Here is a 24,296-nt window from a genome sequence, read left to right on the forward strand (position 1 = left end):
CCGGGTGGAGCTGCTGTGCACCGACCGGCTGCGGCTGCGGGCGTGGACGACCGCGCCCGCCGACCTCGCACGCCTGGCCGACGTCTACGGCCGCGACGAGGTCACCCGCTGGCTCGGCGGTCCGCCCACCGTGCCGCCCGCCGAGCTGGTCGAGCGCTGGCGGCTGGTGCACGAGCTGAACCCGGTGCACGGCTGCTGGGCGGTCGACCGGCTCGACGGCGGGCCACCGGCCGGAACCGTGCTGCTCAAGCCGCTGCCCAACGGGGTCGGGGAGGTCGAGGTCGGCTGGCACCTGCACCCGGACAGCTGGGGGCACGGCTACGCCACCGAGGCCGCGCGGGCGGTCGTGGACCGGGCCTTCGACGAGGGGCTGCTGGAGGTCTACGCCGTCGTCCGGCCAGGCAACGAGCCCTCGCTGGCGGTGTGCCGGCGGCTGGGGATGCAGCCGCTGGGGCGCACGTCGCACTGGTACGGCACCGAGCTCGAGTCCTTCCGGCTCGAGGCGCCGGCGGTCTGAGGAGGGCGCCGTGGACTGGTTCTCCGATCCGGGGGCCTGGGCCGGCCGGCTGCTGTTCACCCGCGGCCTGGCGCTGGTCTACCTGCTGGCCTTCGTCGCCGCGCTGCGGCAGGCGCCGGCGCTCATCGGCACCGCCGGGCTCACCCCGGTGCCCCGCTTCCTGCGCGCCACGTCCTGGCGCACCGCGCCGAGCCTGTTCCGCCTGCGGTTCTCCGACCGACTGCTGCGCGGGGTGTGCTGGACCGGGATCGTGCTGTCGGCCGCGGCGCTGGCCGGGCTGGCCGACCGGCTGCCGATCGCCGGGTGGATGGCGCTGTGGGCGGTGCTCTGGGCGCTGTACCTGTCGATCGTGAACGTCGGGCAGATCTGGTACGGCTTCGGCTGGGAGTCGCTGCTGCTCGAGGCCGGGTTCCTCGCCGTCTTCCTGGGGCCCGCGCACGTCGCCCCACCGACGCTGGGCATCTGGCTGCTGCGCTGGCTGCTGTTCCGGCTCGAGTTCGGCGCCGGGCTGATCAAGATGCGCGGCGACCGGTGCTGGCGCGACCTGACCTGCCTGGCCTACCACCACGAGACCCAGCCGATGCCCAACCCGCTGAGCTGGTGGTTCCACCGGCTCAGCCTGCGGCTGCACCAGGTGGAGACGCTGGCCAACCACGGCACCCAGCTGGTGGTCGTGTGGGGCCTGCTGCTGCCCCAGCCGTTCTGCGGGATCGCCGCCGCCGTCATGGTGGTCACCCAGGGCTACCTGCTGATCAGCGGCAACTTCGCCTGGCTCAACGCGCTCACCCTGGTGCTGGGCCTGTCGCTGCTCGACGGGCGGTGGCTGCCGTTCGACCGGCCCGCGGAGCTGTCCTCGCCCACCTGGTTCACCGTGCTCGGCATCGTGGTCGCCGCCGGGGTGGCGGTGCTCAGCATCGGGCCGGTGCGCAACCTGCTCTCGCCGCAGCAGCAGATGAACACCAGCTTCGACCCGTTCCGGCTGGTCAACAGCTACGGGGCGTTCGGCTCGGTCACCAAGGTGCGGCGCGAGCTGGTCGTGGAGGCCACCGACTCCCTCGACCCCGACGCGGTGTGGCGGGAGTACGAGTTCCGCGGCAAGCCCGGCGACGTGCACCGCCGCCCGCCGCAGTGGGCGCCCTACCACCTGCGGCTGGACTGGCTGATGTGGTTCGTGGCCCTGTCACCGGTCTACGGCCGCGCCTGGCTGATGCCGTTCCTGGGCCGGCTGCTGGCGGCCGACCCGGCCACGCTGCGGTTGCTGCGGTCCGCGCCGTTCAGCAGCGCCCGCCCGGCCGCCGTCCGGGTGCTGGTGTACCGCTACCGGTTCACCACCCGTGCCGAGCGCCGGGCCACCGGGGCGTTCTGGCACCGCACCTACGAGCGGGAGCTCGTCGCCCCGCTCACCGCGGACGACGTCGCCCAGCGGGTGCGCTGAGCGCCCTCAGCGCCGGGTGAGCCGCGCCCGGACCCGGGCCAGCCGGCTCACCTTGGGGACGACGACCTTGCGGCCGGCGGCGTTCTCGTCGTCCAGCACGGCCGCCAGCTCCGGAGTGGGCGCGGTGCCGCCCAGGTGGGCCGGCAGCCACCAGCGGTCGTCGTCGCCGGCGGGCTGGTCGGGGTAGGTGCGCTGGGCCTCCTCCACCAGGGCCTCGATGGCGGCCTTGGTGCGGCGCAGCAGCGACTGGACCTTCTCCCCCGGCTCGGGCACCAGCGGCTCGCCGATGATCACGGTGATCGGGACGTCGCGGCGGAACACCACCTTCTGCCGCTTGGTGGCGATCCGCTGACCGCCCCAGACGGCCGCGGGCAGGATCGGCACACCGGCGTCGACGGCCATCCGGGCGGCGCCGGCCTTGAGCTGCTTCACGACGAACGAGCTGCTGATCGTGGCCTCGGGGAACACCCCGATCACGTTGCCGTCCTTCAGCGACTTCACCGCCGCCTCGAAGGCCGCGGTGCCCGCGGCGCGGTCGACGGGGATGTGCTGCATGGCGCGCATGAACGGGCCAGAGAACCAGTGGCCGAAGACCGAGGCCTTGGCCATGAAGCGCACCAGCCGGTGCTGGGGCAGCGCGGCCAGCCCGAGGAAGGTGAAGTCCAGGAAGCTGACGTGGTTGCTGCAGATGATCGCGCCCCCGCTGGCCGGCACGTGCTCCTGCCCGCGGACGTCGAACCGGAAGCGGAAGAGCCGGAAGACGATCAGCGCGATCCGGATGACGAAGCGGTACGGGCGGTCCCGCGGGTCCGGGCGCGCGCCGAACAGGTCGCGGCGGACGACGTCACCCCAGCTGGCCGAGTACATGTCCGGACCCTAGCCAACGTCCCGCGGTCACGGCCCGACGTCCCGACCGCAGCACGCGAGCGGCCCCTCTCCTGGTTGTTGATCGCTTTTTGCACTTGTTTTTGATTGTGTCTGGTTTGTTGGGCATAACGGTTCATGTCACCGGATCACCGCGCGACTGGGCGCCTGCGTCCACCAGGACATCGGCAGCCCAGCGGCTCGGTCGTCCCTGTCCGGGGCCGTGCGGGATGGAGGTCCGCGCGACCCCGCCACGGACCTGGATGCAGCCGGACGACCGGGGCGACGCTGGCGCGCACAGCGGCCTTCCGCCGCCCGTGCAGCGGCCGCTGCGTCGTCGGGTCCTCCCGGCCCGAGCCACGGGCACCGCAGAGCTCAGGACCTCTCGGGGCGGACCGGACCCGAGTGCTCCCGGTGCCGTGCCCTCCCCGGCCGGCGACCGGCTGCGGCCATCGAGCGGAGTCGGCGACGCGTCGTGCGGCCCCGGCGGTTGCTGCGTCGGCGCCCGGAGGGTGCCGCTCGGTCACGGGGCGCCGCGGTGTTGGGTAAGCGGCTTGTTGTGGATAACGGTCGACAGGACGTGGTCCGAGACCCGCCTGCCGCGCCGGCCACGGTCGGACTGCTGCACCGGCCACCCGTCGGGCGCCGCAGGGAACTGGTCCTCGGCCCGCCCGGCTCACCCGTCGCCGGCTCTGCTGCGGTACCCCGCTCCGTCCATCGCGCTCTCTCACGGCCAGCCGTCCGACCAGCCCCCTCCCCTGCTGCTGTTTCGAGTTCCCGGGGACGGCGGCGCGATTGTTGGGGATAACGGTGATCGGAGCATCTCGCTCTCCGTCCACCTCTTCATCGCCTGTCGGCCCGCCCCTCGAGTCGGGCGGGACCTGGGTGCACGCCCCAGCCCTCCGTCCCGGCCCGACCTCCCGGTGGTCCGTGCCGGCGTCGCTGGCGACCCGCACACCTCCCGTAGCAGCGCGTCGAGCGTTGCCCCTCCCCCGTGGCCACCCGGCGCGCGGGGTCGGTGAGCGAGCCCGTGGATGGGGATAACGGTACGATGGTGAGGTGACCGAGGGTTTCCATCCCGCGCTGCCGGACATGCCGTCACCCCCGGCGGTCCGCGGCTGGAGCAGGCTCCGCGCGCCGCTGGGCTACCAGGACCAGTGGCGGCGGCTGATGGAGGCCGCACTCGAGCTCGACCTGGGGCCCGACGACCTCGCGCACGCCGGCCTGGACCCGATCGCCGCCGTCCGCGACTGGAAGCCGGCCACCGTGGCGCTCTACACGAAGGTCGCCCGCTACGGCGGCCTGCAGATGCCCCAGCCGCGCACCCCGGAGCCCGATCCGGTGACGCTCGACCTGCGGGAGCTGACCCGCGTGCGGGGCGAGGCCCCCGAGCACCTGCGCACCGTCGCCTGGTGCGCGATCGCGCTGGGCTGGCCCGGCACGGTGGGCCAGTTCCGCTCGCTGCGCCGGGAGCAGGTCCAGGCCACCACGCGCCGGCTGCTGGTGTCCACGGAGGACGGCGACTGGGCCGTCCCCGGTGCACTCACCGCCTGGCACGCCTGGGAGGAGGTGCGCAACCGCTTCCCCGCCCTGGAGGCGAGCCCGTGGGTGCTGCCGGCGCTGCGCCGCGGACCGGGCCCGACCTCCCACGTCGGCGGGCAGCTGTCCACCCAGGCGCTGCAGGTCACCTTCACCAAGCACGCCGTCCGGACCGCCCTCCAGCTGCAGGCCTCGGCCGCTCCGTCGCAGGCCGCCACCGCCGAGACGCTGGCCACCCACTACGCGCGGCTGTCCTACGACTCCTACCGTCGGCTGGTGCTCAGCAGCGGCGTGGAGCCGGTGGCGCCCCGCGGGGCCGTACGGGCCGAGCGCGCCGTGCGCCGGGCCGCCCGGCAACGCGACTGAGGCCTCAGCACAGCGAGAGCTGCTCCGGCTCCTCCCGGGCGACCGGGGTCGTCGGGGTCCGGTCGGGGAGGCTGCCGGCCGGGAAGGACGCCGCGGAGTCGCCCGGCAGGCCGAGCGAGCCGTCGATGCCGCGCGCCGCTCCCCCGCCGGCCCGGTCCAGGCCGTGCTCGGCCAGCAGCGGGGCGACCCGCCCGGCGAGCCAGCCGCGGTACTCGGCGGGGACGTACGCGCCCCGCCCGTAGAGCTGCCGGTACCGGCCGACCAGCCCGGGGTGCTCCCGCGCCAGCCAGCTGGTGAACCACTCCCGGGCGCCCGGGCGCAGGTGCAGCGGGACGACGGTGACCCCGGTGGCGCCGGCCGCCGCGATGGCCCCGATCGCGGTGGCCAGGTGCTCCCGCGAGTCGGTGAGCCCGGGCAGGACCGGGGCCAGGAACACCCCGCACGGCAGGCCGGCGTCGGTGATGGCCCGCACCAGGTCCAGCCGCGCCCGCGGGGTGGGCACGCCGGGCTCGAGAGCCGTGTGCAGGCCGTCGTCCCAGATGGCCAGCGACACCCCCATGCCGATCGGCACGTCGCGGGAGGCGGCGGCCAGCAGGGGAACGTCGCGGCGGGCCAGCGTGCCCTTGGTCAGGATCGAGAAGGGCGTGCCGGAGCGGGCGAGCGCGTCGACGACCCCGGGCATCAGGCGGTACCGCCCCTCGGCGCGCTGGTAGGGGTCGGTGTTGGTGCCCAGCGCGACGTGCTCCCGCTTCCAGGACGGGCGGGCCAGCTCGCGGCGGAGCACGTCGACGAGGTTGGTCTTGACCACGATCTGCTGGTCGAAGTCGGCGCCGCTGTCGAGCTCCAGCCACTCGTGGGTGCCGCGAGCGAAGCAGTACACACACGCATGCGAGCAGCCCCGGTACGGGTTGATCGTGTGACCGAACGGCATCGCCGAGTCCTTCGGGACGGCGTTGAGCGCGCTCTTGGCCCGCACCTCGTGGAACGTCAGCCCGGGGAACTCCGGCACCTGCACGCTGCGCAGCAGGCCGCGGACGTCGGGCAGCCCGGGCAGCGTCGTGGGCTCGTCGAGGTCGAGCCGTTGGGCATCCCAGCGCATGACGCCCATCCGAACACATGTTCGACGCGACGTCCACCGGCCCCCTCGCAGGTCCCGCCACGAGCTGGCGAGTGGTGGGGGGCGAGGGGGTCCTTCCTCAGACGGGCGGCCGGTTCTCGTAGGCGGTCGAGAGCACCACCGTCGTCCGGGTGCTCACGTTGGCCACCGCGCGGATCTCGTGCAGCAGCGCCTCGAGGGCGTCGGGGCCGGCCACGCGCACCTTGAGGATGTAGCTCTCCACCCCGGCGACGGCGTGGCAGGCCTCGACGGCGGTCAGGTGCGCCAGCAGGGCCGGCGCGTCGTCGGGGTGCCCCACGTCGATGGGCGTGATGGAGACGAAGGCGGTCAGTGGCAGCCCCAGCGCCCGGGCGTCGACCTGGGCGGCGTACCCGGTGATCAGCCCGCGCTGCTCCAACCGGCGCACCCGCTGGTGCACCGCGGACACCGACAGCCCGACCAGCTCCGCCAGCTCGGTGTAGCTGGCCCGCCCGTCCCGGGAAAGCGCGGCGAGCAGCGCCTGGTCGACGTCGGAGACGGCGGACTGGCCGCCGGTCTCAGCCGGGGAGCTCGACGAGCCCACGGGGACCGTTGTTCAGGACGCGGACGCCGTCGTCGGTGCAGACCACGATGTCCTCGATCCGGGCGCCGTAACGCCCCTCCAGGTAGATGCCGGGCTCGACGGAGAAGGCCATGCCCGGCTCCAGCGGCAGGTCGTTGCCGGCCACGATGTAGGGCGCCTCGTGGGTGTCGAGCCCGATGCCGTGGCCGGTGCGGTGGACGAAGTGCTCCCCGTACCCGGCGGCGGTGATGAGGTCGCGGGCCACGGCGTCGACCTGCTCGCAGGTCACGCCCGGGCGGACGGCGGCGACCGCGGCCGCCTGGGCCCGCTCGAGGACGCTGTACCACTCCTTGAGCCCCCGCGCGGCCATCCCGCCGACGATGTACGTGCGGGTGCAGTCGGAGCGGTAGCCGGACGCGGTGCGGCCGCCGATGTCGACCACCACCAGGTCACCGGCCTCGACGACCCGGTCGGAGAGCTCGTGGTGCGGGCTGGCGCCGTTCGGGCCCGAGGCGATGATCGTGAAGTCGACGGCGACGTGGCCCTCGGCGAGGATCGCGGCGGCGACGTCCGCGCCGACCTCGGCCTCGGTGCGCCCGACCCGCAGCCACTCCCCCATCCGGGCGTGCACCCGGTCGATGGCGGCACCGGCGGCGGCCAGCTCCTCGACCTCGGCGGGGGTCTTGACCGTGCGGAGCCGGTCGATGACCGGGCCGGCGAGCTCCAGGACCGAGCCGGGCAGCGCGCGCTGCACGCCCAGCGCGTGCTCGGCCCAGGTGCGGGAGCCGACGGCGACCCGGGTGGGCGCGGCCCCCAGCCGGGCGGTGACGGCGGCGGCGAGGACGGCGAACGCGTCGTCGGTCTCGTCCCAGGCCAGCACCTCCAGGCCGAGCGCGCCGGCGGGTGAGGCGCCGACCATCGGCGCCTCGAGCCGGGGCACGACCAGCAGCGGCTCGCCGCGGCGCGGGACGACCAGCGCGGTGAGGCGCTCCATGGCGTGGGCGTCGTAGCCGCAGAGGTAGCGCAGGTCGGCGCCGGGGGTGACGACGAGGACGTCGATGCCGAGCTCACCGGCCACGGCGCGGGCGGCGTGCACCCGGTCGGGCGACGCCAGGGGGGACGAGGGAGCGGGGGTGGCGGCCACGTCGGCAGAGTAGCCAGCGGGGACGACGATCCCGCTCACCGTGTTCGTCCCGTTACCGTCCCCGCGTGACCACGATGCTGCTGGACGCGGCGAGCCTCTACTACCGCGCCTTCTACGGGGTGCCCACCACCGTCACCGGCCCGCACGGGCGCCCGGTGAACGCCGTCCGCGGGTTCCTGGACATGACCGCACGGCTGGTCGTGGCGCACGCACCCCAGCGGCTGGTCGCCTGCTGGGACGACGACTGGCGGCCGGCGTTCCGGGTCGCGGCGCTGCCCACGTACAAGGCGCACCGCGTCGCCCCGGAGGGCGGTGAGGAGACCCCCGACGAGCTGGCGCCGCAGGTGCCCGTGCTGGTCGACGTGCTCGCCGCCGCGGGGCTGGCCCGGGTCGGTGCCCCCGGCTTCGAGGCCGACGACGTGATCGGCACGCTGGCCACCCGCGCCCGCGGCCCGGTCGACGTCGTCACCGGCGACCGCGACCTCTTCCAGCTGGTGGACGACGAGCGCGGCGTCCGGGTCCTCTACACCGCCCGCGGGGTCAACGACCTCGAGTTCGTCGACGAGGCCTCGGTCGCCGCCCGGTACGGCATCCCCGGCCGCAGCTACGCCGACTTCGCCGTCCTGCGGGGCGACCCCAGCGACGGCCTGCCCGGGGTGACCGGGGTGGGCGCCAAGACGGCGGCCGCGCTGGTCAACGAGTTCGGCTCGCTGGCCGGCATCCGCGCGGCCGTGGCCCGGACCGTGGTGCCGAAGGCGCCGCTCACCGCCGCGGTGCTCAAGAAGCTGCAGGCGGCCGGCGACTACCTGGACGCCGCACCGGAGGTGGTCGCCGTGGTCACCGGCATCGACCTGCCCCCGGTGGACGGCGCCCTGCCCCGGCGGCCCGCCGACCCCGACGCGCTGGCCGCGCTGGCGGCCGAGCACGGCCTGGAGTCCTCGGTGCGCCGGCTGGGCGCGGCGCTGGACTGGCCGCAGGACTGACCCGGACGGGCCCTCAGCGGTCGGCCCAGGTGTAGGCGCCCTCGTCGTCGGTGAGGGTGATCGTGACGGTGACCGGCTCGTCGTCGGCGGTGCGGCCCTCGCACCGGTAGCTGCGGCCGGCCTCGACGGTCATGTCCTGGTCGCAGGTCAGGTCCAGGGCCACGCCGGTGGCCTCCTCGAACTGCTCGGCGACGTCCCGCTGCACGGCGTCGGGGTCCAATTGGGTGCCGCCCAGCCCCTGGCCCTGGCCGACCGCGGCCGCCACGAGGACGACGAGCGCGACGATCGCGAGCAACAGCCCCAGCCGGCGCGGCCGGCGGCGGACGGGCTGCGGGGGCTGCCCCCAGCCGGCGGGGGCCTGCCCGGGGAACGGGCCGTACGGCTGCTGGCCGTGGTGGTGCTGCCCGTGGGGCTGCTGGCCGTACTGCTGGGGCGGGTACTGCTGCGGGTGCCCGTACTGCGGCTGCCCGTACTGGGGCGACGGGTACTGGGCAGGCGGGTACGGGTGCGGCTGCCCGTACTGGGGCTGCCCGTAATGGGGCTGCCCGTACTGCGGTTGCCCGTACTGGCCGTACGGGGGCTGCTGACCGTGCTGGCCGTACGGGGGCTGCCCGTACGGACCGTGCTGCTGCCCGTGGCCGGGCGAGGGCGGCCCCCACCCCGGGCGGGCTTCCTGGCCCGCGCGCTCCTGGCCCGCCTGCTGCTCGGGCGACCGGTCCCCCGGCTCGTCGGGCTCACGGCTCCACGGCGTCCAGTCGGGCCGGTCCCGGTCCTGCGGCGGCTGGCTCATCGTCGCTCCTCGTCCTGGACCCGCTGCGGGCCGCGCGCGGCGATCGTGCCCTACCCGGTGACCGAGGCCGACACGACCCCGCGGCGCACCCGGCCCACCGCCGAGCGGGCGACGCCGGCCAGCGGCTCGTCGGCGACCTTGGCCAGCTGGTCGAGCAGGTCGATGAGCTGACGGGCCCAGCGGACGAAGTCACCGCCGGACAGCTCGGTGCCGGCCTGCTCGGCGCCGGCGAGGACCCGGTCCAGGGTCTGCCCGTCGGCCCAGCGGTAGGCCGCCCAGACGAAGCCCGGGTCCAGGTCGCGGGTGACCGGCACGCCGTGGTCGCGCTCGACGTCGGCGAGCCGCTCGTGCACCCGGCGCATCTCGGCCAGCGCCCCGGTGACCTTGCCGGCCGGCACGGACGGCTGGGCCACGGTGTCGCGGCGGGCCTCGAACACCAGCGCGGAGACCACTCCGGCGAGCTCGGCCGGGGTGAGCCCGCGGAACACCCCGGCGCGCAGGCACTCGGCGGTGAGCAGGTCGGTCTCGGACCAGATGCGGCCCAGCTTCCGCCCGGCGTCGGTCACCAGCGCCGCGTCGGCGTCGGCCGGCTCGGGGGTCAGGTAGCCCCGCTCGGTGAGGACGTCGCAGGTGCGGTCGAACTGGGCGGTGAGCGAGCCGGTGCGGTCGGCGATCTGGCGGCGCAGCTGCTCGGCCTCGCGCAGCACCCGCAGCCAGCGGTCGGCGGCGCGCACCCGCTCCTCGCGGTCGGGCAGCGCGTGCACCGGGTGGGCGCGCATGGCGTGCCGCAGGTCGGTCAGCACCGGGTCGTCGTCCGCTCCGGACCGGCCGCGCACCCGGCGGGCGCCCAGGTCGTTCTCGGTGCGGGCGTTGCGCAGGGTGGAGGCGAGGTCGCGGCGGGCGTGCGGGCTGCGGTGGTTGAAGTTCTTGGGCACCCGCACCCGGGTCAGCGCGGTCACCGGGGTCGGGAAGTCGACCGAGCCGAGCCGGCCGGCCCACTTGTCCTCCGTCAGCACCAGCGGGTGCGGGTCGGCCAGCTCGGTCAGGCCCGGGTCGAGCACGACCGCCAGGCCCTGCCGGCGACCGCTGGGCACCCGGATGACGTCGCCGGCGCGCAGCGCGGCCAGCGACTCGGCGGCGTCGGCCCGGCGCTTGGCCTGGGAGTCGCGGGACAGCGTCTTCTCCCGCTGGGAGATCTCGCTGCGCAGCTTCGCGTACCCGGCGACGTCGAACACCGCGTCGGCCAGCCCGCCCCGCACCTCGGCCTCCAGCCGGGCGGCGTCCTCCTCGTGCCGGGCCGCCGACCGGGCCAGCCCGACCACCGAGCGGTCGGCCTGGAACTGGGCGAAGGAGGAGGCGAGCAGCTCGCGGGCGCGCTCCCGGCCGAAGGCGCCGACCAGGTTGACGGCCATGTTGTAGCTGGGCCGGAACGACGAGCGCAGCGGGTAGGTGCGGGTGCTGGCCAGCCCGGCCACGACGGCCGGGTCGACCCCGGGGGCCCAGACGACGACGGCGTGCCCCTCGACGTCGATGCCGCGGCGGCCGGCCCGGCCGGTGAGCTGGGTGTACTCCCCCGGCGTCACGTCGGCGTGGGCCTCGCCGTTCCACTTCACCAGCCGCTCGAGGACGACGGTGCGCGCCGGCATGTTGATGCCCAGGGCCAGGGTCTCGGTGGCGAACACCGCCTTGACCAGACCGCGGACGAAGCACTCCTCGACGGTCTCCTTGAACGCGGGCACCAGGCCGGCGTGGTGGGCCGCGAAGCCGGCGAGCAGGCCCTCGCGCCACTCCCAGAAACCGAGCACGTGCAGGTCCTCGTCGGGCAGCGCACCGGTGCGCCGGTCGATGATCTCGGCGATGGCGGCGCGCTCGCTCTCGTCGGTGAGCCGCAGCCCCGAGGCCAGGCACTGGTGCACGGCGGCGTCGCAGCCGTTGCGGCTGAACACGAAGGTGATCGCCGGCAGCAGCCCGGCCCGGTCCAGCCGCTCGATGACGTCGGGCCGCGACGGCGGGGAGTAGCGCGGCTTGGACCCGAACCCGTTGCGGCCGCCGCCCCCGCCGCCGTGCCAGGAGTCGAAGCGCCGCTCCTGCTCGTGCACGTAGCGCACCAGCTCCGGGTCGACGACCGCGCGGCCACGCTCGCGGGTCGACAGCCCGCGGGGGGTCTGCTCCCACTCGCCGGCGTGTGCCGCCGGGCGCAGGGCGAACAGGTCGAAGACCCGCCCGCCGACCAGCATGTGCTGCCACAGCGGGATGGGCCGGACCTCGCTGACCACCACCCGGGTGTCGCCGCGCACGGTGACCAGCCAGTCGGCGAACTCCTCGGCGTTGCTCACCGTGGCCGACAGCGACACCAGCCGCACGTGCTCGGGCAGGTGGATGATCACCTCCTCCCAGACCGCGCCGCGGAACCGGTCGGCGAGGTAGTGCACCTCGTCCATGACCACGTAGCCGAGGTCGGTCAGCGCCGGGGAGTCGACGTAGAGCATGTTGCGCAGCACCTCGGTGGTCATCACGACCACGGGGGCGTCGCCGTTGATGGCGTTGTCGCCGGTCAGCAGGCCGACCTTGTCCGCCCCGTACCGGTCGCAGAGGTCGCTGTACTTCTGGTTGGACAGCGCCTTGATCGGCGTCGTGTAGAAGGCCTTGCGGCCCTCCTGGAGCGCCTTGTGCACGGCGAACTCGCCGACGACGGTCTTGCCGGCGCCGGTGGGGGCGCACACGAGCACGCCGGACCCCTCCTCCAGCGCCTCGCAGGCCTCGACCTGGAAGGGGTCCAGCTCGAAGCCGAGCTCGGCGGTGAAGTCCGACAGGGTGGGGTGCGCGGAACGGCGACGGGCAGCCGCGTACCGCTCAGCCGGGCTGGACATGCCCCCACGTTAGGCGCTCCGCGCCTGCGCCACCCGTCCACCCCGGACAGCGGCGACGGGTGGCGGACGCGGCTCGTGCAGGCGTGCCGAGGGCCGTCAGGGCTGGGTGTGCCCGTGGTCGTCGAGGGGGCTGGGCCGGACGCTGCCCGGTGCCTCCTGCGGGCTCGGGGCGACCCGGCCGGGGGCGTCCAGGGCGCTGGGGACGACGCGGTCGGGGGCGTCCAGCCGGCTCGGGGTGACCGGGGCGGGTGCCTCCAGCGCAGCGGCGTCCAGCGGGGTGGCGGCCGCGATCGCCGGGGACGCCTCGTCGTCGTCCAGGCCGGCCAGGCCGTCGGCGGCCGACCGCTTGGCCCGCCGCTTGTCCACGAAGCGGGCGACCTGGATCGCGAGCTCGAACAGCACGCACATCGGCGCGGCCATCAGCAGCATCGTGAACGGGTCCTGCGTGGGGGTGATGAACGCGGCGAAGACGATGGTGAGGAAGTACAGCCAGCGGCGGCTCTTGGCCAGCACCCCGTAGGACAGGACGCCGATCAGGTTGAGCCCCACCGCGATCAGCGGCAGCTCGAAGCTCACGCCGAAGGCGAGCAGCAGGGAGATGACGAAGCCGATGTACTCCTGCGCCGTCAGCAGCGCGGTCACGCCGTCACCGGCCAGGGTGAGCAGCAGCTCCAGGCCCTTGTCCAGCGAGATGTAGGCCATCGCCGCGCCGAGGGCGAACAGCGTGGAGGAGGCGGTGACGAAGCCGACCCCGTAGCGCTTCTCGTTCTTCTTCAGCCCCGGGGTGAGGAACGCCCACAGCTGGTACAGCCAGAACGGCGCGGACAGGACGATCCCGACGATGAAGCTGATCTTCAGGCGGATGAGCGCACCGTCGAGGACACCGGTGATCACCAGGTCGCAGTCGCCGTCGGCCTGGCCGGGCAGCCCGCGCAGATCGGGTTCGAGCCCGCAGTAGGGCGCCCGGATGAACGCCCCCAGCCCGTGGTCGTACCACCAGAACGCGACCGCGGTGCCGATCAGCACGAACAGCAGCGCGATGCCGATGCGGTTGCGCAGCTCGCGGAGGTGGCCGATCAGGCTCATCGTCGCCGCGGCGTCCCTCTCGGGACGCCGCGGGCGGCGATCGCGGGTGCGCCCTGCCAGGGTCACGGGCGGCGGGTGGTGCTGCGGGTCAGCGGGCGCTGTCGGCGGAGGCCGCCGACGTGCGGGCGCGCTCTGCCGCGGCGCGGGCGGCGACCGCGCGGGCCTCGGCGGCAGCGGCCTCGGCCTCCAGGTCGCTCACCGCGGCGGTGGGGACCGGGGAGGGGGCGACGATCTGGCCGGTCACCGGGGTGGTGCGGGCCTCGTCCTTGGCGCGGACGTCGTCGTCCTTCATGCCCTTCATCTCGCTCTTGAAGATGCGCATCGAGCGCCCCATCGAGCGGGAGGCGTCGGGCAGCTTCTTGTAACCGAAGAGCAGCAGGACGGCCAGGATGATGAGGCCGATCTCCATCGGGCCGAGGTTCATCGGGTCCTCCGAGTCGTGGGGGGCGAGCGGGGCCGACTCTACGCCGGGACCCTGTGCGGTCCAGGCCTCGCCGCAGCTGTACGCACGGCGTCCACCTGTGGTTCAGGAGGACGACGCCACGGGGTTCGCGACCGGACCGCCCGGGGGTTCAGTCCGACGCGGCCGGGCGCTCGGCCCGGGCCGCGGCCGCGCGGGCGGCGGTGGCCTGTGCCTCGGCCAGCAGCGGGGCCGCCTCGCGCTCCAGCGCCCGCAGCTCCCGGCCCAGCCGCCCGGCCGCACCCAGCACGTTGTAGGCCAGGGTGCCCAGCACTAGCAGCACCAGGACGGCGACGGCGATCCACACGATCAGCAACACGGGACCGACCCTAACGGCCGGGGGCGCCGGCGGCGCTCAGTCGGCATAGCGGGCCAGCGCGGCGCGGGCCTCGCCGGCGACCTGGGCGGCCAGCTCGGCCGGGGAGTCGACCAGCGCCGCGCCGCCGAGGGAGGCGACCAGCCGGCGGGCCCAGGACAGGTCCGACGTCCGCACCGCCACGGCCAGGCCGCCGGGCGGGTCGGCGACCTCCTCGACATCCTCGACGGGGTAGTAGTCGGCGACCCAGCGGGCGGTGCGGGCCAGCCGCAGGCGCACCAGCGGCGCCTCGGCGCCGGGCTGGTAGAGCCCCTCGTCGAGGTCGCGCTCGGTGGCCTCCTCCGGCGGGGCAGCGGGGTCGTCCAGGACGGTGACCTCGTCGATCCGGTCGAGCCGGAACAGCCGGGTGCCCTCGACGTTGCGGCACCAGGCCTCCAGGTACCAGCGGCCGTCGACCAGCAGCAGCCGCATCGGGTCGACGGTGCGCTCGGTGCGCTCGTCCCGGCTGGGGACGTAGTAGTGCAGGTGCAGCGCCCGGCCGCGCTCGAGCCCGTCGCGGACGACGGCCAGGGACTGCTCGGCGGCGCCGATGCTCACCGCCACGGGTGCGCGGACCTCCCCGGGGTGCCCGGCGGCGGCCGAGACCTTGGCCAGCGCGCGGCTGACCGCCTCCCCCTCGGCCAGGCCGGGCATCTCCAGCAGGGTGCGCAGCGCGACGATCAGCGCCACCGCCTCGTCGGTGCTCAGCCGCAGCGGCCGCACCATGCCCGCGGTGAAGGTCACCCGCACCCGGTCGCCCTCGAAGGCCAGGTCGATGAGGTCGCCGGGCCCGTGGCCGGGCAGCCCGCACACCCACAGCAGGTCCAGGTCGCGGCGCAGCTGGGCCTCGCTGACGCCGAAGTCGCCGGCCGCGTCGGCCAGCCGGACGCCGTCCGGGCGGGCCTGCAGGTACGGGACCAGGGTCAGCAGCCGGGTCATCCGCTCGGCCGTGCTCGGCGCGGTCACGCCGTCTCCTCCAGCGCGGCGAGCCGGCCCAGGCGCTCGACCACGGCCGCGCGCACCGCCTGCGGGGCCTCGACCAGGACGTCGGCGCCGTAGGCGGCCAGGGTGTCGGCCAGCTTCTCGGGATCGGTGGTGCGCAGCTGCAGGCGGTCGTCGCCGTCCTCGGCGGCCCCCAGCGGCTGGGCGGTGCGGCGCAGCCCGATCGCCGTCCCGGGGCGCGCGCGGACGACGACCAGCTGCTCGGCGCGGGACTCCTGCCGGGCCACCACCGCGGCCAGGTCGAGGTCCGGCGGCGGGGAGAAGGCGCCGGCCGGCCCGCTGGCCCTCGGCGTCCCGGTGACCCGGGAGAGCCGGAAGACCCGGGGGGCGGCCCGGTCGAGGTCGTGGCCGACCAGGTACCAGTGGCCGTGCCAGGCGACGACGCCCCAGGGCTGCACCCGGCGGCGGTGCGGGGACTCCTCGTCGGGACGGCGGTAGTCGAAGGTGAGCACCCGGCGGTCGCGGGCGGCGGCGTAGCAGGGCTCGAACGCGGGTTCGCCGGCGTCCAGGCGGGGCTGGATGGGCACGCCGCGGCCGCTGTCGACCTCCACCCCGGCGGCGCGCAGCTTCACCAGCGCGCTCTGCGCGGCCCCGGCCAGCTGGGCCGACTGCCACAGCCGCAGCGCCAGCCCCACGGCCGCGGCCTCCTGTCCGGTGAGGGTGATCTCGGGCAGCTCGTAGTCGGCGCGGGCGATCCGGTAGCCGTCCTCGGTGTCGAAGGCGCTGGTGCGGCCGGTCTCCAGCGGGACGCCGATCTCGCGCAGCTCGGCCTTGTCGCGCTCGAACATCCGCTTGAACGCCTCGTCGGCGCGCTCGGTGCCGTCGTCGGGCTCGTAGCCGGGGACGATGGTGCGGATCTTGGCCGCCGAGACGTACTGCCGGGTGCCGAGCAGGGCGATGACCAGGTTCACCAGTCGTTCCGCCCGCTTGGCTGCCACGCGCACAGGCTAGTGCCCTGCGCGGGTCGGGCTCCTCCTGAGGCGGGCGCCCAGCTCACCTACTCTGCTCCGGTGACCGACGCCCCCTCCCCCGCCCCCGGCTCGCGGATCCGCTGGCGCCGCGGCGAGGTGACCGAGCTCGGCCGGTCCTGGCACGACGCCCGGGAACTGACCGTGGCGGTGCCCGGCGACGGCGCGGTGCCCGCGCTGGCGCACCCGTCGGTGGTCGGCTCCCCGCAGGTCGGCGACACGGTGCTGCTGAACACCACCGCGTGGGCGCAGCACCTGGGCACCGGCGGGTACGCGCTGGTGGTCGCCGTCCCCGACCGGCTGCCACTGGACCCGGCGGGCCCCGGCCACCTGGTGAAGGGCCGGTACGGCCCGCTGCAGGTGACGGTGCCCGGTGTCGACGAGCCGGGGACCGACCACCACGCCACGATCGCCGAGGCCGAGGACCTCGACGGCATGCCGGTGGTGGTGGCCGACCTGCACTCGGCGCTGCCGGCGATCGTGGCCGGGGCGCACGTCACCGACCCGGCGCTGCGGATCGCCTATGTGATGACCGACGGCGGGGCGCTGCCGGCGGCGTTCAGCCGGACCCTCGACGCGCTGGCCGGTTCGCTGGCCGGTGTGGTGACCGTCGGGCAGGCCTTCGGCGGCGACCTGGAGGCGGTCACCGTGCACACCGGGCTGCTGGCGGCCCGGCACGTGCTGCACGCCGACATCACCGTCGTCACCCAGGGCCCGGGCAACCTGGGCACCGGGACGCCGTGGGGCTTCTCGGGGGTGGCCGCCGGCGACGCCTGCAACGCCGTCGCCGTCCTGGGCGGGCGCACCATCGGGGCGCTGCGGATCTCCGACGCCGACCCCCGGCCCCGCCACCGCGGGGTCTCGCACCACTCGCTGACCGCCTTCGGCCGGGTGGCGCTGGCCGGGGTGACCCTCGTGGCGCCGCGCGGGCTGGGGTCGGAGCTGGGCAGCCAGGTCGAGGAGGACCTGGCCGGGCAGCCCGAGCGCAACCCCGTGGAGTGGGTGGACAGCGAGGGGCTGGACGACGCGCTCGCCGCCTCCCCCGCGCAGCTGTCGACGATGGGCCGCGGGCTGGCCGAGGACCGCCCCTACTTCCTGTCGGCCGCGGCGGCCGGCCGGTACGCCGCGCAGATCACGCTCTTCGGCCCGCCTCCGGCCTGACCCCGGCGTCGCTCGCGTCCTGCCCGCTCTGCTCGTGCTGCAGCGCGGGTGACGTGCACGGACGGCGTGCGACGCGGGTCAGGCCCAGCGGGGGAAGCCGCCCTCGGCGTCGATGGTCTCGCCGGTAACGCCCGCCACGGCCACCGGTTCCCCGGACCCTCACATGCTGGAGATCAGCTTCTCCACGCGCTCGTCGACGGACTTGAACGGGTCCTTGCACAGCACGGTGCGCTGCGCCTGGTCGTTGAGCTTCAGGTGCACCCAGTCGACGGTGAAGTCGCGCCGCTTCTCCTGGGCCCGGCGGATGAAGTCGCCACGCAGCTTGGCCCGGGTGGTCTGCGGGGGCACGTTCTTGGCCTCGAAGATCGCCGGGTCGTGGGCGACCCGCTCGACCTGGCCGGCGTTCTGCAGCAGGTAGTACAGGCCGCGGTCGCGCCGGATGTCGTGGTAGGCGAGGTCGAGCTGGGCGACCCGCGGGCTGGACAGCGGCAGGTCCCGCTTGGCCCGGTAGCGCTCGATCAGCGAGTGCTTGATGGCCCAGTCGACCTCGCGGTCGATGAGCGAGAGGTCGCCGGTGTCGACGGCCTTGAGGGTGCGGCCCCACAGCTCGAGCATCTGCCGGTGCACCGGGCCGTAGCCCTCGCGGTCGACGAACTCCACCGCCCGGTCGTGGTACTCCTGCTGGATCTCCAGCGCCGACATCTCCCGGCCGTTGGCCAGCCGCACCTTGCGCCGTCCGGTGAGGTCGTGGCTGATCTCGCGGATGGCCCGGATCGGGTTCTCCAGGGTCATGTCGCGCACGGGCAGGCCCTGCTCGATCATCCGCAGCACCAGGTCGGTGATGGTGACCTTGAGCAGGGTGGTCGTCTCGCTCATGTTCGAGTCACCGACGATCACGTGCAGCCGGCGGTAGCGCTCGGCGTCGGCGTGCGGCTCGTCGCGGGTGTTGATGATCGGCCGGGAGCGGGTGGTGGCGCTGGAGACGCCCTCCCAGATGTGCTCGGCGCGCTGGCTGACGCAGTAGACGGCGCCGCGCGGGGTCTGCAGCACCTTGCCCGCGCCGACGACGATCTGCCGGCTGACCAGGAACGGGATGAGGACGTCGGCGAGCCGGCTGAACTCGCCCTGCCGGCCCACCAGGTAGTTCTCGTGGCAGCCGTAGCTGTTGCCCGCGGAGTCGGTGTTGTTCTTGAACAGGTAGATGTCGCCGGACACGCCCTCCTCGTTGAGGCGCTGCTCGGCGTCGATCAGCAGACCCTCGAGGATCCGCTCGCCGGCCTTGTCGTGGACGACGAGCTCGGTGACGTCGTCACACTCGGCGGTGGCGTACTCGGGGTGGCTGCCGACGTCGAGGTAGAGCCGGGAGCCGTTCCGCAGGAAGACGTTGGAGCTGCGCCCCCAGGAGACGACGCGGCGGAAGAGGTAGCGGGCCACCTCGTCCGGGGAGAGCCGGCGCTGGCCACCGAAGGTGCACGTGACGCCGTACTCGGTCTCGATGCCGAAGATCCGTCGTTCCACCCCACCGAGCCTAGGCGTCCGCGGCGCGCTCGGCTCGGGTGCCGGGCGCGCCGCGCCGCTCACTGCTGCGGGGTGCCGTCGTCCTGCTGCCCGGGCGCCGGGTCGCCGCCGGCGGTGTCGACCGCCGTCGGGTCGCCGAGGCCGGGCGGGGTGCCCGGGGCCGGTGCGCTGGGCGCGTGGGTGGCCTCGGCGGTGGCCGGGTCGGCGGGCGCGGGCTGGTCGGTCAGCAGCCCGGTGAGGGCGGCGCCGACGACCCGGCGGAAGGTGCGCTTGGGGCGGCGCCGGTCGAGGACGGCGACCTCGAGCTGCTCGGCGGGCAGCTGCTCGTGGCCACCGCCGTTGGCCGCGGTGACCGGGCTGACCGCCGACAGCGCCCGGACGCCGACCTGCAACGCCTGGGCGAGGCCCATGCCGGGGGTGAAGTGCTGGCGCAGGTGGCCGGTGACCGCCTCGGCCTGCCCGCCCATGACCACGAACTGCGGCTCGTCGACGATCGAGCCGTCGAAGGTGAGCCGGTAGAGCTGGTCGGCCGCGGGGGTGTCGCCGACCTCGGCGACGCAGAGCTCGACCTCGTAGGGCTTCATCTGCTCGGTGAAGACCGCACCGAGGGTCTGCGCATAGGCGTTGGCGATGACCCGGCCGGTGACGTCGCGCCGGTTGTAGGAGTAGCCGCGGACGTCGGCCAGCCGGATGCCGGCCACACGCAGGCTCTCGAACTCCGAGTACCGGCCGACGGCGGCGAAGCCGATCCGGTCGTAGAGCTCGCTGACCTTGTGCAGGGTGGAGCTGGGGTTCTCGGCGATGAACAGGACACCGTCGGCGTAGGTGAGGACGGCGACGCTGCGGCCCCGGGAGATGCCCTTGCGGGCGTACTCGGAGCGGTCACGCATGACCTGCTCGGCGGAGGCGTAGTACGGCATGGTCATGGGTCAGCCCTCCCGGCTCTGGCTGGCGGACCGCTCGGCGATGACCGCGTCGGCGACGGCGGCGACCTGGTCGTCGGTCAGCCGGACGGCGCCCTCGGCGTCGACGCGGTAGACGATCGGGTACAGCCGGCGCACCGGGTCGGGGCCGCCGGTGGCGGAGTCGTCGTCGGCGGCGTCGTAAAGGGACTCGACGACCGTGCGGGTGGCGGCGTCGGCGTCCAGGCCCGGGCGCCAGGTCTTCTTCAGCGAGTTCTTCGCGAACAGCGAGCCGGAGCCGACCGAGGCGTAGCCGCGCTCCTCGTAGTTCCCGCCGGTGACGTCGTAGCTGAAGATGCGGCCCGGGCTGGTGCCCTCGGCGGCGTCCAGGTCGTAGCCGGCGAACAGCGGGACGACGGCCAGGCCCTGCATGGCCGCACCCAGGTTGCCCCGGATCATCGCGGCGAGGCGGTTGGCCTTGCCGTCGAGGGACATGGTCATCCCCTCGATCTTCTCGTAGTGCTCGAGCTCCACCTGGTACAGCCGGACCATCTCGATGGCGATGCCGGCGGCCCCGGCGATGCCGATGACCGACCAGGAGTCGGCGGCGTAGACCTTCTCGATGTCGCGGCTGGAGATCAGGTTGCCCATGGTCGCCCGCCGGTCACCGCCCATCAGGACGCCGCCGGCGAAGGTGGCGGCGACGATGGTGGTGGCGTGCGGGGCGAGCTCGCCGACCGGGACAGCGGGCAGCGCGCGGCGCCCGGGCAGGAGGTCGGGGGCACTGGAGCCCAGGAAGTCGGTGAACGAGGAGCCCACCCGGTCCAGATAGGCGGGCGTGAAGCCGCTCCGGCCCGTTGACGCGTCGGTCACCCATCCACCTCTCTCGCCGCCAGGAGTGCACGGCCTCGACTGCACAGGCTCGCCCGGCGGAGCACCGCCGGACGTCGATGCGACCCTACCGGCGTGCCGTACGGGCGCACGTCCACCACAGGGCGTTTGAGCCGGCAGGCTCACCGCCCGGGGCGCGCCCAGCCCACCGCTCACCCGAGCCTGAACAGAGCCCGTCCACGAGCCATCGCCGGACTCTCCGGTCGAGGACGGGCCGGGCCGCGGACACGCCGCCCCGCCGCCGATCCGGGACCGGTGGCCGCGGCGACGAGGGCGTCCTCGCGGTGGTCGTCGACGTAGTCCGCCGCAGCCCGGAGGAACGCCGAGTCGTCCCGGAAGAGACCCAGCCCGTGGTTGCAGCGCTGGCACAACAGCGCGCGGACACGTCCGGTGTCGTGGTCGTGGTCGAGATGCTCGGGACTGGAGCCCCGCAGATGGCGCACGCATCGCCCTGCGCGTCGCGCATCACGGCGACCTCTGCCCGGGTCAGGCCGTACCGCCGCTTCCAGTACGCCTCGTTGCCGGCCTCGCGATGGCACCGGAGGCAGGCACTCCCGAAACCGGAGGACGACGAGCCGTTCCGGGAGAAGTCATCGTGCGCGACGGCCTGGCGGCATCGCGGGCACCAGCGGAACCCGTCCGGGATCCACGAGTGGTCGCGGACCGCCTTGCCCATCGCTGCTCGGGACCGGCGGTACCACTCGCTGTTGCGTCGCCGGTTGCAGTCCAGGCAGTAGGACGAGAGCCCGTCCGGCAGGGCCTTGTCCCTGCCGAACGCCTCGACTGGCTGCTCGACGTCACATTCGGGACAGCGCTTCACGTGACTACGCTGCGCAGTCAGGCGGTCACTCTCCGCCCTTCTGCACGTACGATTTCACGAACTCCTCTGCATTCTCCTCCAGCACCCCGTCGATCTCGTCGAGAAGTGAGTCGACGTCGTCGGTCACTTCCTTGGTGCGCTCGGAGACCTCGGTGTCGACCGAGGCCTCCACCTCCTCGGTCTCCTCGCGCGAACGCGTGGACCGCTGCTGCCCGCCGGTGTCCCTCGTGGCCATCTCACCCTCCGGTGTCTGGTGTGGGTCCCTCTCGAGGCGAAGCTACCCGCGGCATGTGACAGTCCGCTGCGGTTCCATGGACGGCTCCCACCCCCACGGTCCTGGTACTCCACCGCCCAGCGGCCGCCCGGTCCCCACCCCCGAGCCCGGCACCGGGTCGGCGACTCCCCGCAGGGCTCCCGACCGCCCTGCGGCGACGCCTTCCCAGTGGTGGTCCGCACCTCGGCGTCGGGCACGACCGTCCCCACCGGCCCTGGAGGACGTCGAGTGCGCGGTCAGCTCCGGGCTCCCCCTCAGCGGGACGGCACCGCGGTCGCACTGCCGGTGCAGGTCCACGCGGACGACTGCCGGACGCCCCCGGTGTCGTCCCCCCTCGATCGGTGCTTGGTCTTCCTTCCTGCCATCGGCGGTCCGTGTTGGGCATAACGGTCGGTCAGCGCTCGAGGCGATGAGATCCTGCACCGAGCGCCGTCCTCCCCATGACGGCCCGACCCCGACGAGAGGCACCCGATGACCGAGCTCGACGTCCAGCCCTGGGTGGCGCGCACCTACGACGGCCTCGCCGACCTGCTGGCCGCCGGGCCCGCCGCGACCTGGAACGCCACCACGCTCTGCACCGGTTGGCAGGTGCGGCACCTCGTGGCGCACGTGACCATGCCCGCCCGCCTGTCCCCCGAGCAGTTCGGCGCCGAGATGGCTGCCGCCCGCGGGGACTTCGGCGTCCTGTCGAACACGGTGGCCGCCCGGGACGGCGACCTGCCCGCGCCCGGCCTGCTGGCCGCGCTCCGCTCACCGCAGCTGCACGGCTGGCTGCCCCCGGGCGGTGGCGCGACCGGGGCACTCACCCACGCCGTCGTCCACTCCCTGGACGTCACCGTCGCCCTCGACGCGCCGCCGACCGCACCGGCTGCGGCGGTGGCCGCCGTCCTCGACCTGCTGGTCGACGGCCGCGTCTTCGGTGTCGACCCCACCGGTGTCCGGCTGGAGGCCACCGACACCGGCTGGGCCGCCGGCGAGGGCGAGCCCGTCCGGGCCGGCAGCGGCCGGCTGGTCGCGCTGCTGGCCGGGCGCACGCTCCCCGACGGCCGGGCCCTCCCCCGGCTCAGCGCCCGGTGATCGTGTCCACGAGCTCGGCGGCGGTGGAGGTGGCGTCGAACAGGGCGCCCACGTGCTCCCGGGTGCCGCGCAGCGGCTCCATGGTCGGGATGCGCACCAGCGCGTCACGGCCGACGTCGAACACGACCGAGTCCCACGACGCCGCGGCCACCTGCGCCGGGTAGCGCCGCAGGCACTCGCCGCGGAAGAAGGCGCGGGTGTCCGACGGCGGGGTGGTCATCGCCGCGGTGACCTCCTCGTCGGTGAGCAGCCGCTGCATCGACCCGCGCGCCACCAGCCGGTGGTACAGCCCCTTCTCCGGCCGCACGTCGGAGTACTGCAGGTCGACCAGCTTCAGCCGGGCATCGCCCCAGCTCAGCCCGTCGCGCTGCCGGTAGCCCTCGAGCAGCCGGAGCTTGGCCGGCCAGTCCAGCCGGTCGGCCAGCCGCATCGGGTCGATCGCCAGCTCGTCGAGCACCTCGCCCCAGCGGGCCAGGACGTCGGCGGTCATCGGGTCGTCGTCGCCGCGGGCGGCCACGAACGCCCGGGCCTGCGCCAGGTACTCCTGCTGCACCTCCAGCGCGGTGAGCCGGCGGCCGTCCCGCAGCCGCACCCGGTGGGTCAGCGTGGGGTCGTGGCTGGTCGCCTGCAGCGCCTCGACCGGCTGCTCGATGGTCAGGTCCTGCGTCAGGGCCCGCGCCTCGATCATCGCCAGCACGAGCGCCGTCGTCCCGACCTTGAGGTAGGTGGACAGCTCGGCCAGGTTGGCGTCGCCGATGATCACGTGCAGCCGGCGGTACTCGTCGGGGTTGGCGTGCGGCTCGTCGCGGGTGTTGATGATTGGCCGCTTGAGGGTGGTCTCCAGGCCCACCTCGACCTCGAAGAAGTCGGCGCGCTGCGAGAGCTGGAACCCGTCGACCCGACCCTCGGTGCCGATGCCGACCCGGCCCGCGCCGGCGAACACCTGGCGGGTCACGAAGAACGGGATCAGCCCGCGGATGATGTCGATGAACGGCGTCCGCCGGCTCATCAGGTAGTTCTCGTGCGCGCCGTAGGAGGCGCCCTTGCCGTCGGTGTTGTTCTTGTACAGCTGGATGGGCTGGCTGCCGGGCACCCGCGCCGCCCGGCGGGCCGCCTCGGCCATCACCAGCTCCCCGGCCTTGTCCCACAGCACGATGTCGCGCGGGTTGGTGCACTCCGGCGTCGAGTACTCCGGGTGGGCGTGGTCGACGTACAGCCGGGCGCCGTTGGTGAGGATGACGTTGGCCATCCCGGCGTCGTCCTCGATGTCGTTGTGGTCCAGCGCGGTGGCCGGCGACAGGTCGAAGCCGCGGGCGTCGCGCAGCGGCGACTCCTCCTCGAAGTCCCACCGGGGCCGGCGCCGGGTCGGGGCGCCGGCCACGGCCCAGGCGTTCACCACCTGGCTGGACAGGTTCGTCGGGTTCGCCCCCGGCTGGCCCGGCACGGAGATCCCGTACTCGAGCTCGGTGCCCATCACCCGTCGCACGCTCATGCGGCTCAGGTTAGGCGGGCCCGGTGGCGGCCCGGTGGACGGACGACGACCGGCCCTCCCCCTGCAGCAACGACTGTCCCCCTGCACCAACACTGCTGAGGGAGGACAGACGGTGATCAGGTCA

Annotated in this window: 23 protein-coding genes; 6 read left to right on the top strand and 17 right to left on the bottom strand. The window is 74.5% G+C overall.

Going from position 1 to position 24,296, the window contains the following annotated elements:
- Positions 1-4 precede the first annotated feature (4 nt).
- Positions 5-517: a GNAT family N-acetyltransferase gene (locus tag ACGBYP_RS11690; protein ID WP_411584204.1), complete on the top strand. Its 513-nt coding sequence runs from the start codon at positions 5-7 to the stop codon at positions 515-517.
- Positions 518-527: 10 nt separating this feature from the next.
- Positions 528-1,952 carry a lipase maturation factor family protein gene (locus tag ACGBYP_RS11695; RefSeq protein ID WP_411584205.1) on the top strand — a complete coding sequence of 475 codons (1,425 nt, stop codon included), beginning with the start codon at positions 528-530 and terminating at the stop codon, positions 1,950-1,952.
- Positions 1,953-1,958: 6 nt separating this feature from the next.
- Here ACGBYP_RS11695 and ACGBYP_RS11700 read toward each other — a convergent pair whose 3' ends face one another.
- Complete coding sequence (locus ACGBYP_RS11700) at positions 1,959-2,819, bottom strand: lysophospholipid acyltransferase family protein (protein WP_411584207.1); 861 nt, start codon at positions 2,817-2,819, stop codon at positions 1,959-1,961.
- Between the two features lie 1,056 nt (positions 2,820-3,875).
- Between ACGBYP_RS11700 and ACGBYP_RS11705 the strand changes: the two genes are divergently transcribed.
- The gene (locus ACGBYP_RS11705; RefSeq protein WP_411584209.1) at positions 3,876-4,721 is read left to right on the top strand and encodes a hypothetical protein; all 846 of its coding nucleotides are present in this window, start codon (positions 3,876-3,878) and stop codon (positions 4,719-4,721) included.
- A 4-nt stretch (positions 4,722-4,725) separates the two neighbouring features.
- Here the strand turns inward: ACGBYP_RS11705 and ACGBYP_RS11710 are convergent, their stop codons facing one another.
- The 3 genes from ACGBYP_RS11710 to ACGBYP_RS11720 all read right to left on the bottom strand — a co-directional run bounded on the left by ACGBYP_RS11710 (position 4,726) and on the right by ACGBYP_RS11720 (position 7,523).
- Positions 4,726-5,820 carry an Rv2578c family radical SAM protein gene (locus tag ACGBYP_RS11710; protein WP_411584211.1) on the bottom strand — a complete coding sequence of 365 codons (1,095 nt, stop codon included), beginning with the start codon at positions 5,818-5,820 and terminating at the stop codon, positions 4,726-4,728.
- A gap of 97 nt (positions 5,821-5,917) precedes the next feature.
- Positions 5,918-6,400, bottom strand: a complete 483-nt coding sequence (locus tag ACGBYP_RS11715) for an Lrp/AsnC family transcriptional regulator (protein WP_411584213.1) — start codon at positions 6,398-6,400, stop codon at positions 5,918-5,920.
- Positions 6,375-7,523, bottom strand: coding sequence for a M24 family metallopeptidase (locus ACGBYP_RS11720; protein WP_411584215.1), 1,149 nt, complete (start codon positions 7,521-7,523; stop codon positions 6,375-6,377). Before ACGBYP_RS11720 ends, ACGBYP_RS11715 begins: the two co-directional genes overlap by 26 nt.
- Before the next feature lie 74 nt (positions 7,524-7,597).
- On the opposite strand from ACGBYP_RS11720, the gene ACGBYP_RS11725 reads away from it, so the two are divergent.
- On the top strand, positions 7,598-8,506 hold the full coding sequence (locus ACGBYP_RS11725; protein WP_411585224.1) for a 5'-3' exonuclease H3TH domain-containing protein: 909 nt from the start codon (positions 7,598-7,600) through the stop codon (positions 8,504-8,506).
- Positions 8,507-8,519: 13 nt separating this feature from the next.
- Here the strand turns inward: ACGBYP_RS11725 and ACGBYP_RS11730 are convergent, their stop codons facing one another.
- The 7 genes from ACGBYP_RS11730 to ACGBYP_RS11760 all read right to left on the bottom strand — a co-directional run bounded on the left by ACGBYP_RS11730 (position 8,520) and on the right by ACGBYP_RS11760 (position 16,007).
- On the bottom strand, positions 8,520-9,296 hold the full coding sequence (locus ACGBYP_RS11730; RefSeq protein ID WP_411584217.1) for a DUF4333 domain-containing protein: 777 nt from the start codon (positions 9,294-9,296) through the stop codon (positions 8,520-8,522).
- Positions 9,297-9,346: 50 nt separating this feature from the next.
- Entirely contained in the window at positions 9,347-12,166 is a 2,820-nt protein-coding gene (locus ACGBYP_RS11735; RefSeq protein ID WP_411584219.1) for a DEAD/DEAH box helicase, read from the bottom strand.
- A gap of 96 nt (positions 12,167-12,262) precedes the next feature.
- Positions 12,263-13,318: a twin-arginine translocase subunit TatC gene (tatC, locus tag ACGBYP_RS11740; RefSeq protein ID WP_411584221.1), complete on the bottom strand. Its 1,056-nt coding sequence runs from the start codon at positions 13,316-13,318 to the stop codon at positions 12,263-12,265.
- Between the two features lie 22 nt (positions 13,319-13,340).
- Positions 13,341-13,676 (bottom strand): Sec-independent protein translocase subunit TatA, encoded by a 336-nt coding sequence (gene tatA, locus ACGBYP_RS11745; protein WP_411584223.1) that lies wholly within the window; start codon positions 13,674-13,676, stop codon positions 13,341-13,343.
- A gap of 148 nt (positions 13,677-13,824) precedes the next feature.
- The gene (locus ACGBYP_RS11750) at positions 13,825-14,031 is read right to left on the bottom strand and encodes a hypothetical protein (protein WP_411584224.1); all 207 of its coding nucleotides are present in this window, start codon (positions 14,029-14,031) and stop codon (positions 13,825-13,827) included.
- A 36-nt stretch (positions 14,032-14,067) separates the two neighbouring features.
- Positions 14,068-15,033, bottom strand: coding sequence for a helix-turn-helix transcriptional regulator (locus tag ACGBYP_RS11755; protein ID WP_411584226.1), 966 nt, complete (start codon positions 15,031-15,033; stop codon positions 14,068-14,070).
- The gene (locus tag ACGBYP_RS11760) at positions 15,030-16,007 is read right to left on the bottom strand and encodes a helix-turn-helix transcriptional regulator (protein WP_411584228.1); all 978 of its coding nucleotides are present in this window, start codon (positions 16,005-16,007) and stop codon (positions 15,030-15,032) included. Before ACGBYP_RS11760 ends, ACGBYP_RS11755 begins: the two co-directional genes overlap by 4 nt.
- A 72-nt stretch (positions 16,008-16,079) precedes the next feature.
- Between ACGBYP_RS11760 and ACGBYP_RS11765 the strand changes: the two genes are divergently transcribed.
- Entirely contained in the window at positions 16,080-17,198 is a 1,119-nt protein-coding gene (locus ACGBYP_RS11765) for a DUF3866 family protein (RefSeq protein WP_411584230.1), read from the top strand.
- A gap of 159 nt (positions 17,199-17,357) precedes the next feature.
- Here ACGBYP_RS11765 and pafA read toward each other — a convergent pair whose 3' ends face one another.
- The 5 genes from pafA to ACGBYP_RS11790 form a co-directional block, all read right to left on the bottom strand.
- Positions 17,358-18,716 carry a Pup--protein ligase gene (gene pafA, locus ACGBYP_RS11770; protein ID WP_411584232.1) on the bottom strand — a complete coding sequence of 453 codons (1,359 nt, stop codon included), beginning with the start codon at positions 18,714-18,716 and terminating at the stop codon, positions 17,358-17,360.
- Positions 18,717-18,775: 59 nt separating this feature from the next.
- Complete coding sequence (gene prcA / locus ACGBYP_RS11775; protein ID WP_411584234.1) at positions 18,776-19,642, bottom strand: proteasome subunit alpha; 867 nt, start codon at positions 19,640-19,642, stop codon at positions 18,776-18,778.
- Between the two features lie 3 nt (positions 19,643-19,645).
- Positions 19,646-20,491: a proteasome subunit beta gene (prcB, locus tag ACGBYP_RS11780; RefSeq protein ID WP_411584235.1), complete on the bottom strand. Its 846-nt coding sequence runs from the start codon at positions 20,489-20,491 to the stop codon at positions 19,646-19,648.
- Between the two features lie 170 nt (positions 20,492-20,661).
- Positions 20,662-21,048 (bottom strand): endonuclease domain-containing protein, encoded by a 387-nt coding sequence (locus ACGBYP_RS11785; protein WP_411584237.1) that lies wholly within the window; start codon positions 21,046-21,048, stop codon positions 20,662-20,664.
- Between the two features lie 306 nt (positions 21,049-21,354).
- Entirely contained in the window at positions 21,355-21,564 is a 210-nt protein-coding gene (locus ACGBYP_RS11790) for a ubiquitin-like protein Pup (RefSeq protein WP_411584239.1), read from the bottom strand.
- 510 nt (positions 21,565-22,074) lie between these two features.
- Between ACGBYP_RS11790 and ACGBYP_RS11795 the strand changes: the two genes are divergently transcribed.
- Complete coding sequence (locus tag ACGBYP_RS11795) at positions 22,075-22,680, top strand: maleylpyruvate isomerase family mycothiol-dependent enzyme (protein ID WP_411584241.1); 606 nt, start codon at positions 22,075-22,077, stop codon at positions 22,678-22,680.
- Here ACGBYP_RS11795 and dop read toward each other — a convergent pair.
- Positions 22,667-24,172 carry a depupylase/deamidase Dop gene (dop, locus tag ACGBYP_RS11800; RefSeq protein ID WP_411584243.1) on the bottom strand — a complete coding sequence of 502 codons (1,506 nt, stop codon included), beginning with the start codon at positions 24,170-24,172 and terminating at the stop codon, positions 22,667-22,669. The genes ACGBYP_RS11795 and dop overlap by 14 nt on opposite strands.
- Positions 24,173-24,296 lie beyond the last annotated feature (124 nt).

The organism is Modestobacter sp. SSW1-42, from assembly GCF_046635825.1.
GTDB lineage: Bacteria > Actinomycetota > Actinomycetes > Mycobacteriales > Geodermatophilaceae > Modestobacter.

Bases quoted from the DNA above. Each gene is read 5' to 3' on its own strand.
- ACGBYP_RS11795 (WP_411584241.1), top strand. From the start codon at position 22,075: ATGACCGAGCTCGACGTCCAGCCCTGGGTGGCGCGCACCTACGACGGC.
- prcA (WP_411584234.1), bottom strand. From the start codon at position 19,642: ATGACCATGCCGTACTACGCCTCCGCCGAGCAGGTCATGCGTGACCGC.
- ACGBYP_RS11790 (WP_411584239.1), bottom strand. From the start codon at position 21,564: ATGGCCACGAGGGACACCGGCGGGCAGCAGCGGTCCACGCGTTCGCGC.
- ACGBYP_RS11730 (WP_411584217.1), bottom strand. From the start codon at position 9,296: ATGAGCCAGCCGCCGCAGGACCGGGACCGGCCCGACTGGACGCCGTGG.
- ACGBYP_RS11725 (WP_411585224.1), top strand. From the start codon at position 7,598: ATGCTGCTGGACGCGGCGAGCCTCTACTACCGCGCCTTCTACGGGGTG.
- ACGBYP_RS11710 (WP_411584211.1), bottom strand. From the start codon at position 5,820: ATGCGCTGGGATGCCCAACGGCTCGACCTCGACGAGCCCACGACGCTG.
- ACGBYP_RS11735 (WP_411584219.1), bottom strand. From the start codon at position 12,166: ATGTCCAGCCCGGCTGAGCGGTACGCGGCTGCCCGTCGCCGTTCCGCG.
- ACGBYP_RS11700 (WP_411584207.1), bottom strand. From the start codon at position 2,819: ATGTACTCGGCCAGCTGGGGTGACGTCGTCCGCCGCGACCTGTTCGGC.
- dop (WP_411584243.1), bottom strand. From the start codon at position 24,172: ATGAGCGTGCGACGGGTGATGGGCACCGAGCTCGAGTACGGGATCTCC.
- tatA (WP_411584223.1), bottom strand. From the start codon at position 13,676: ATGAACCTCGGCCCGATGGAGATCGGCCTCATCATCCTGGCCGTCCTG.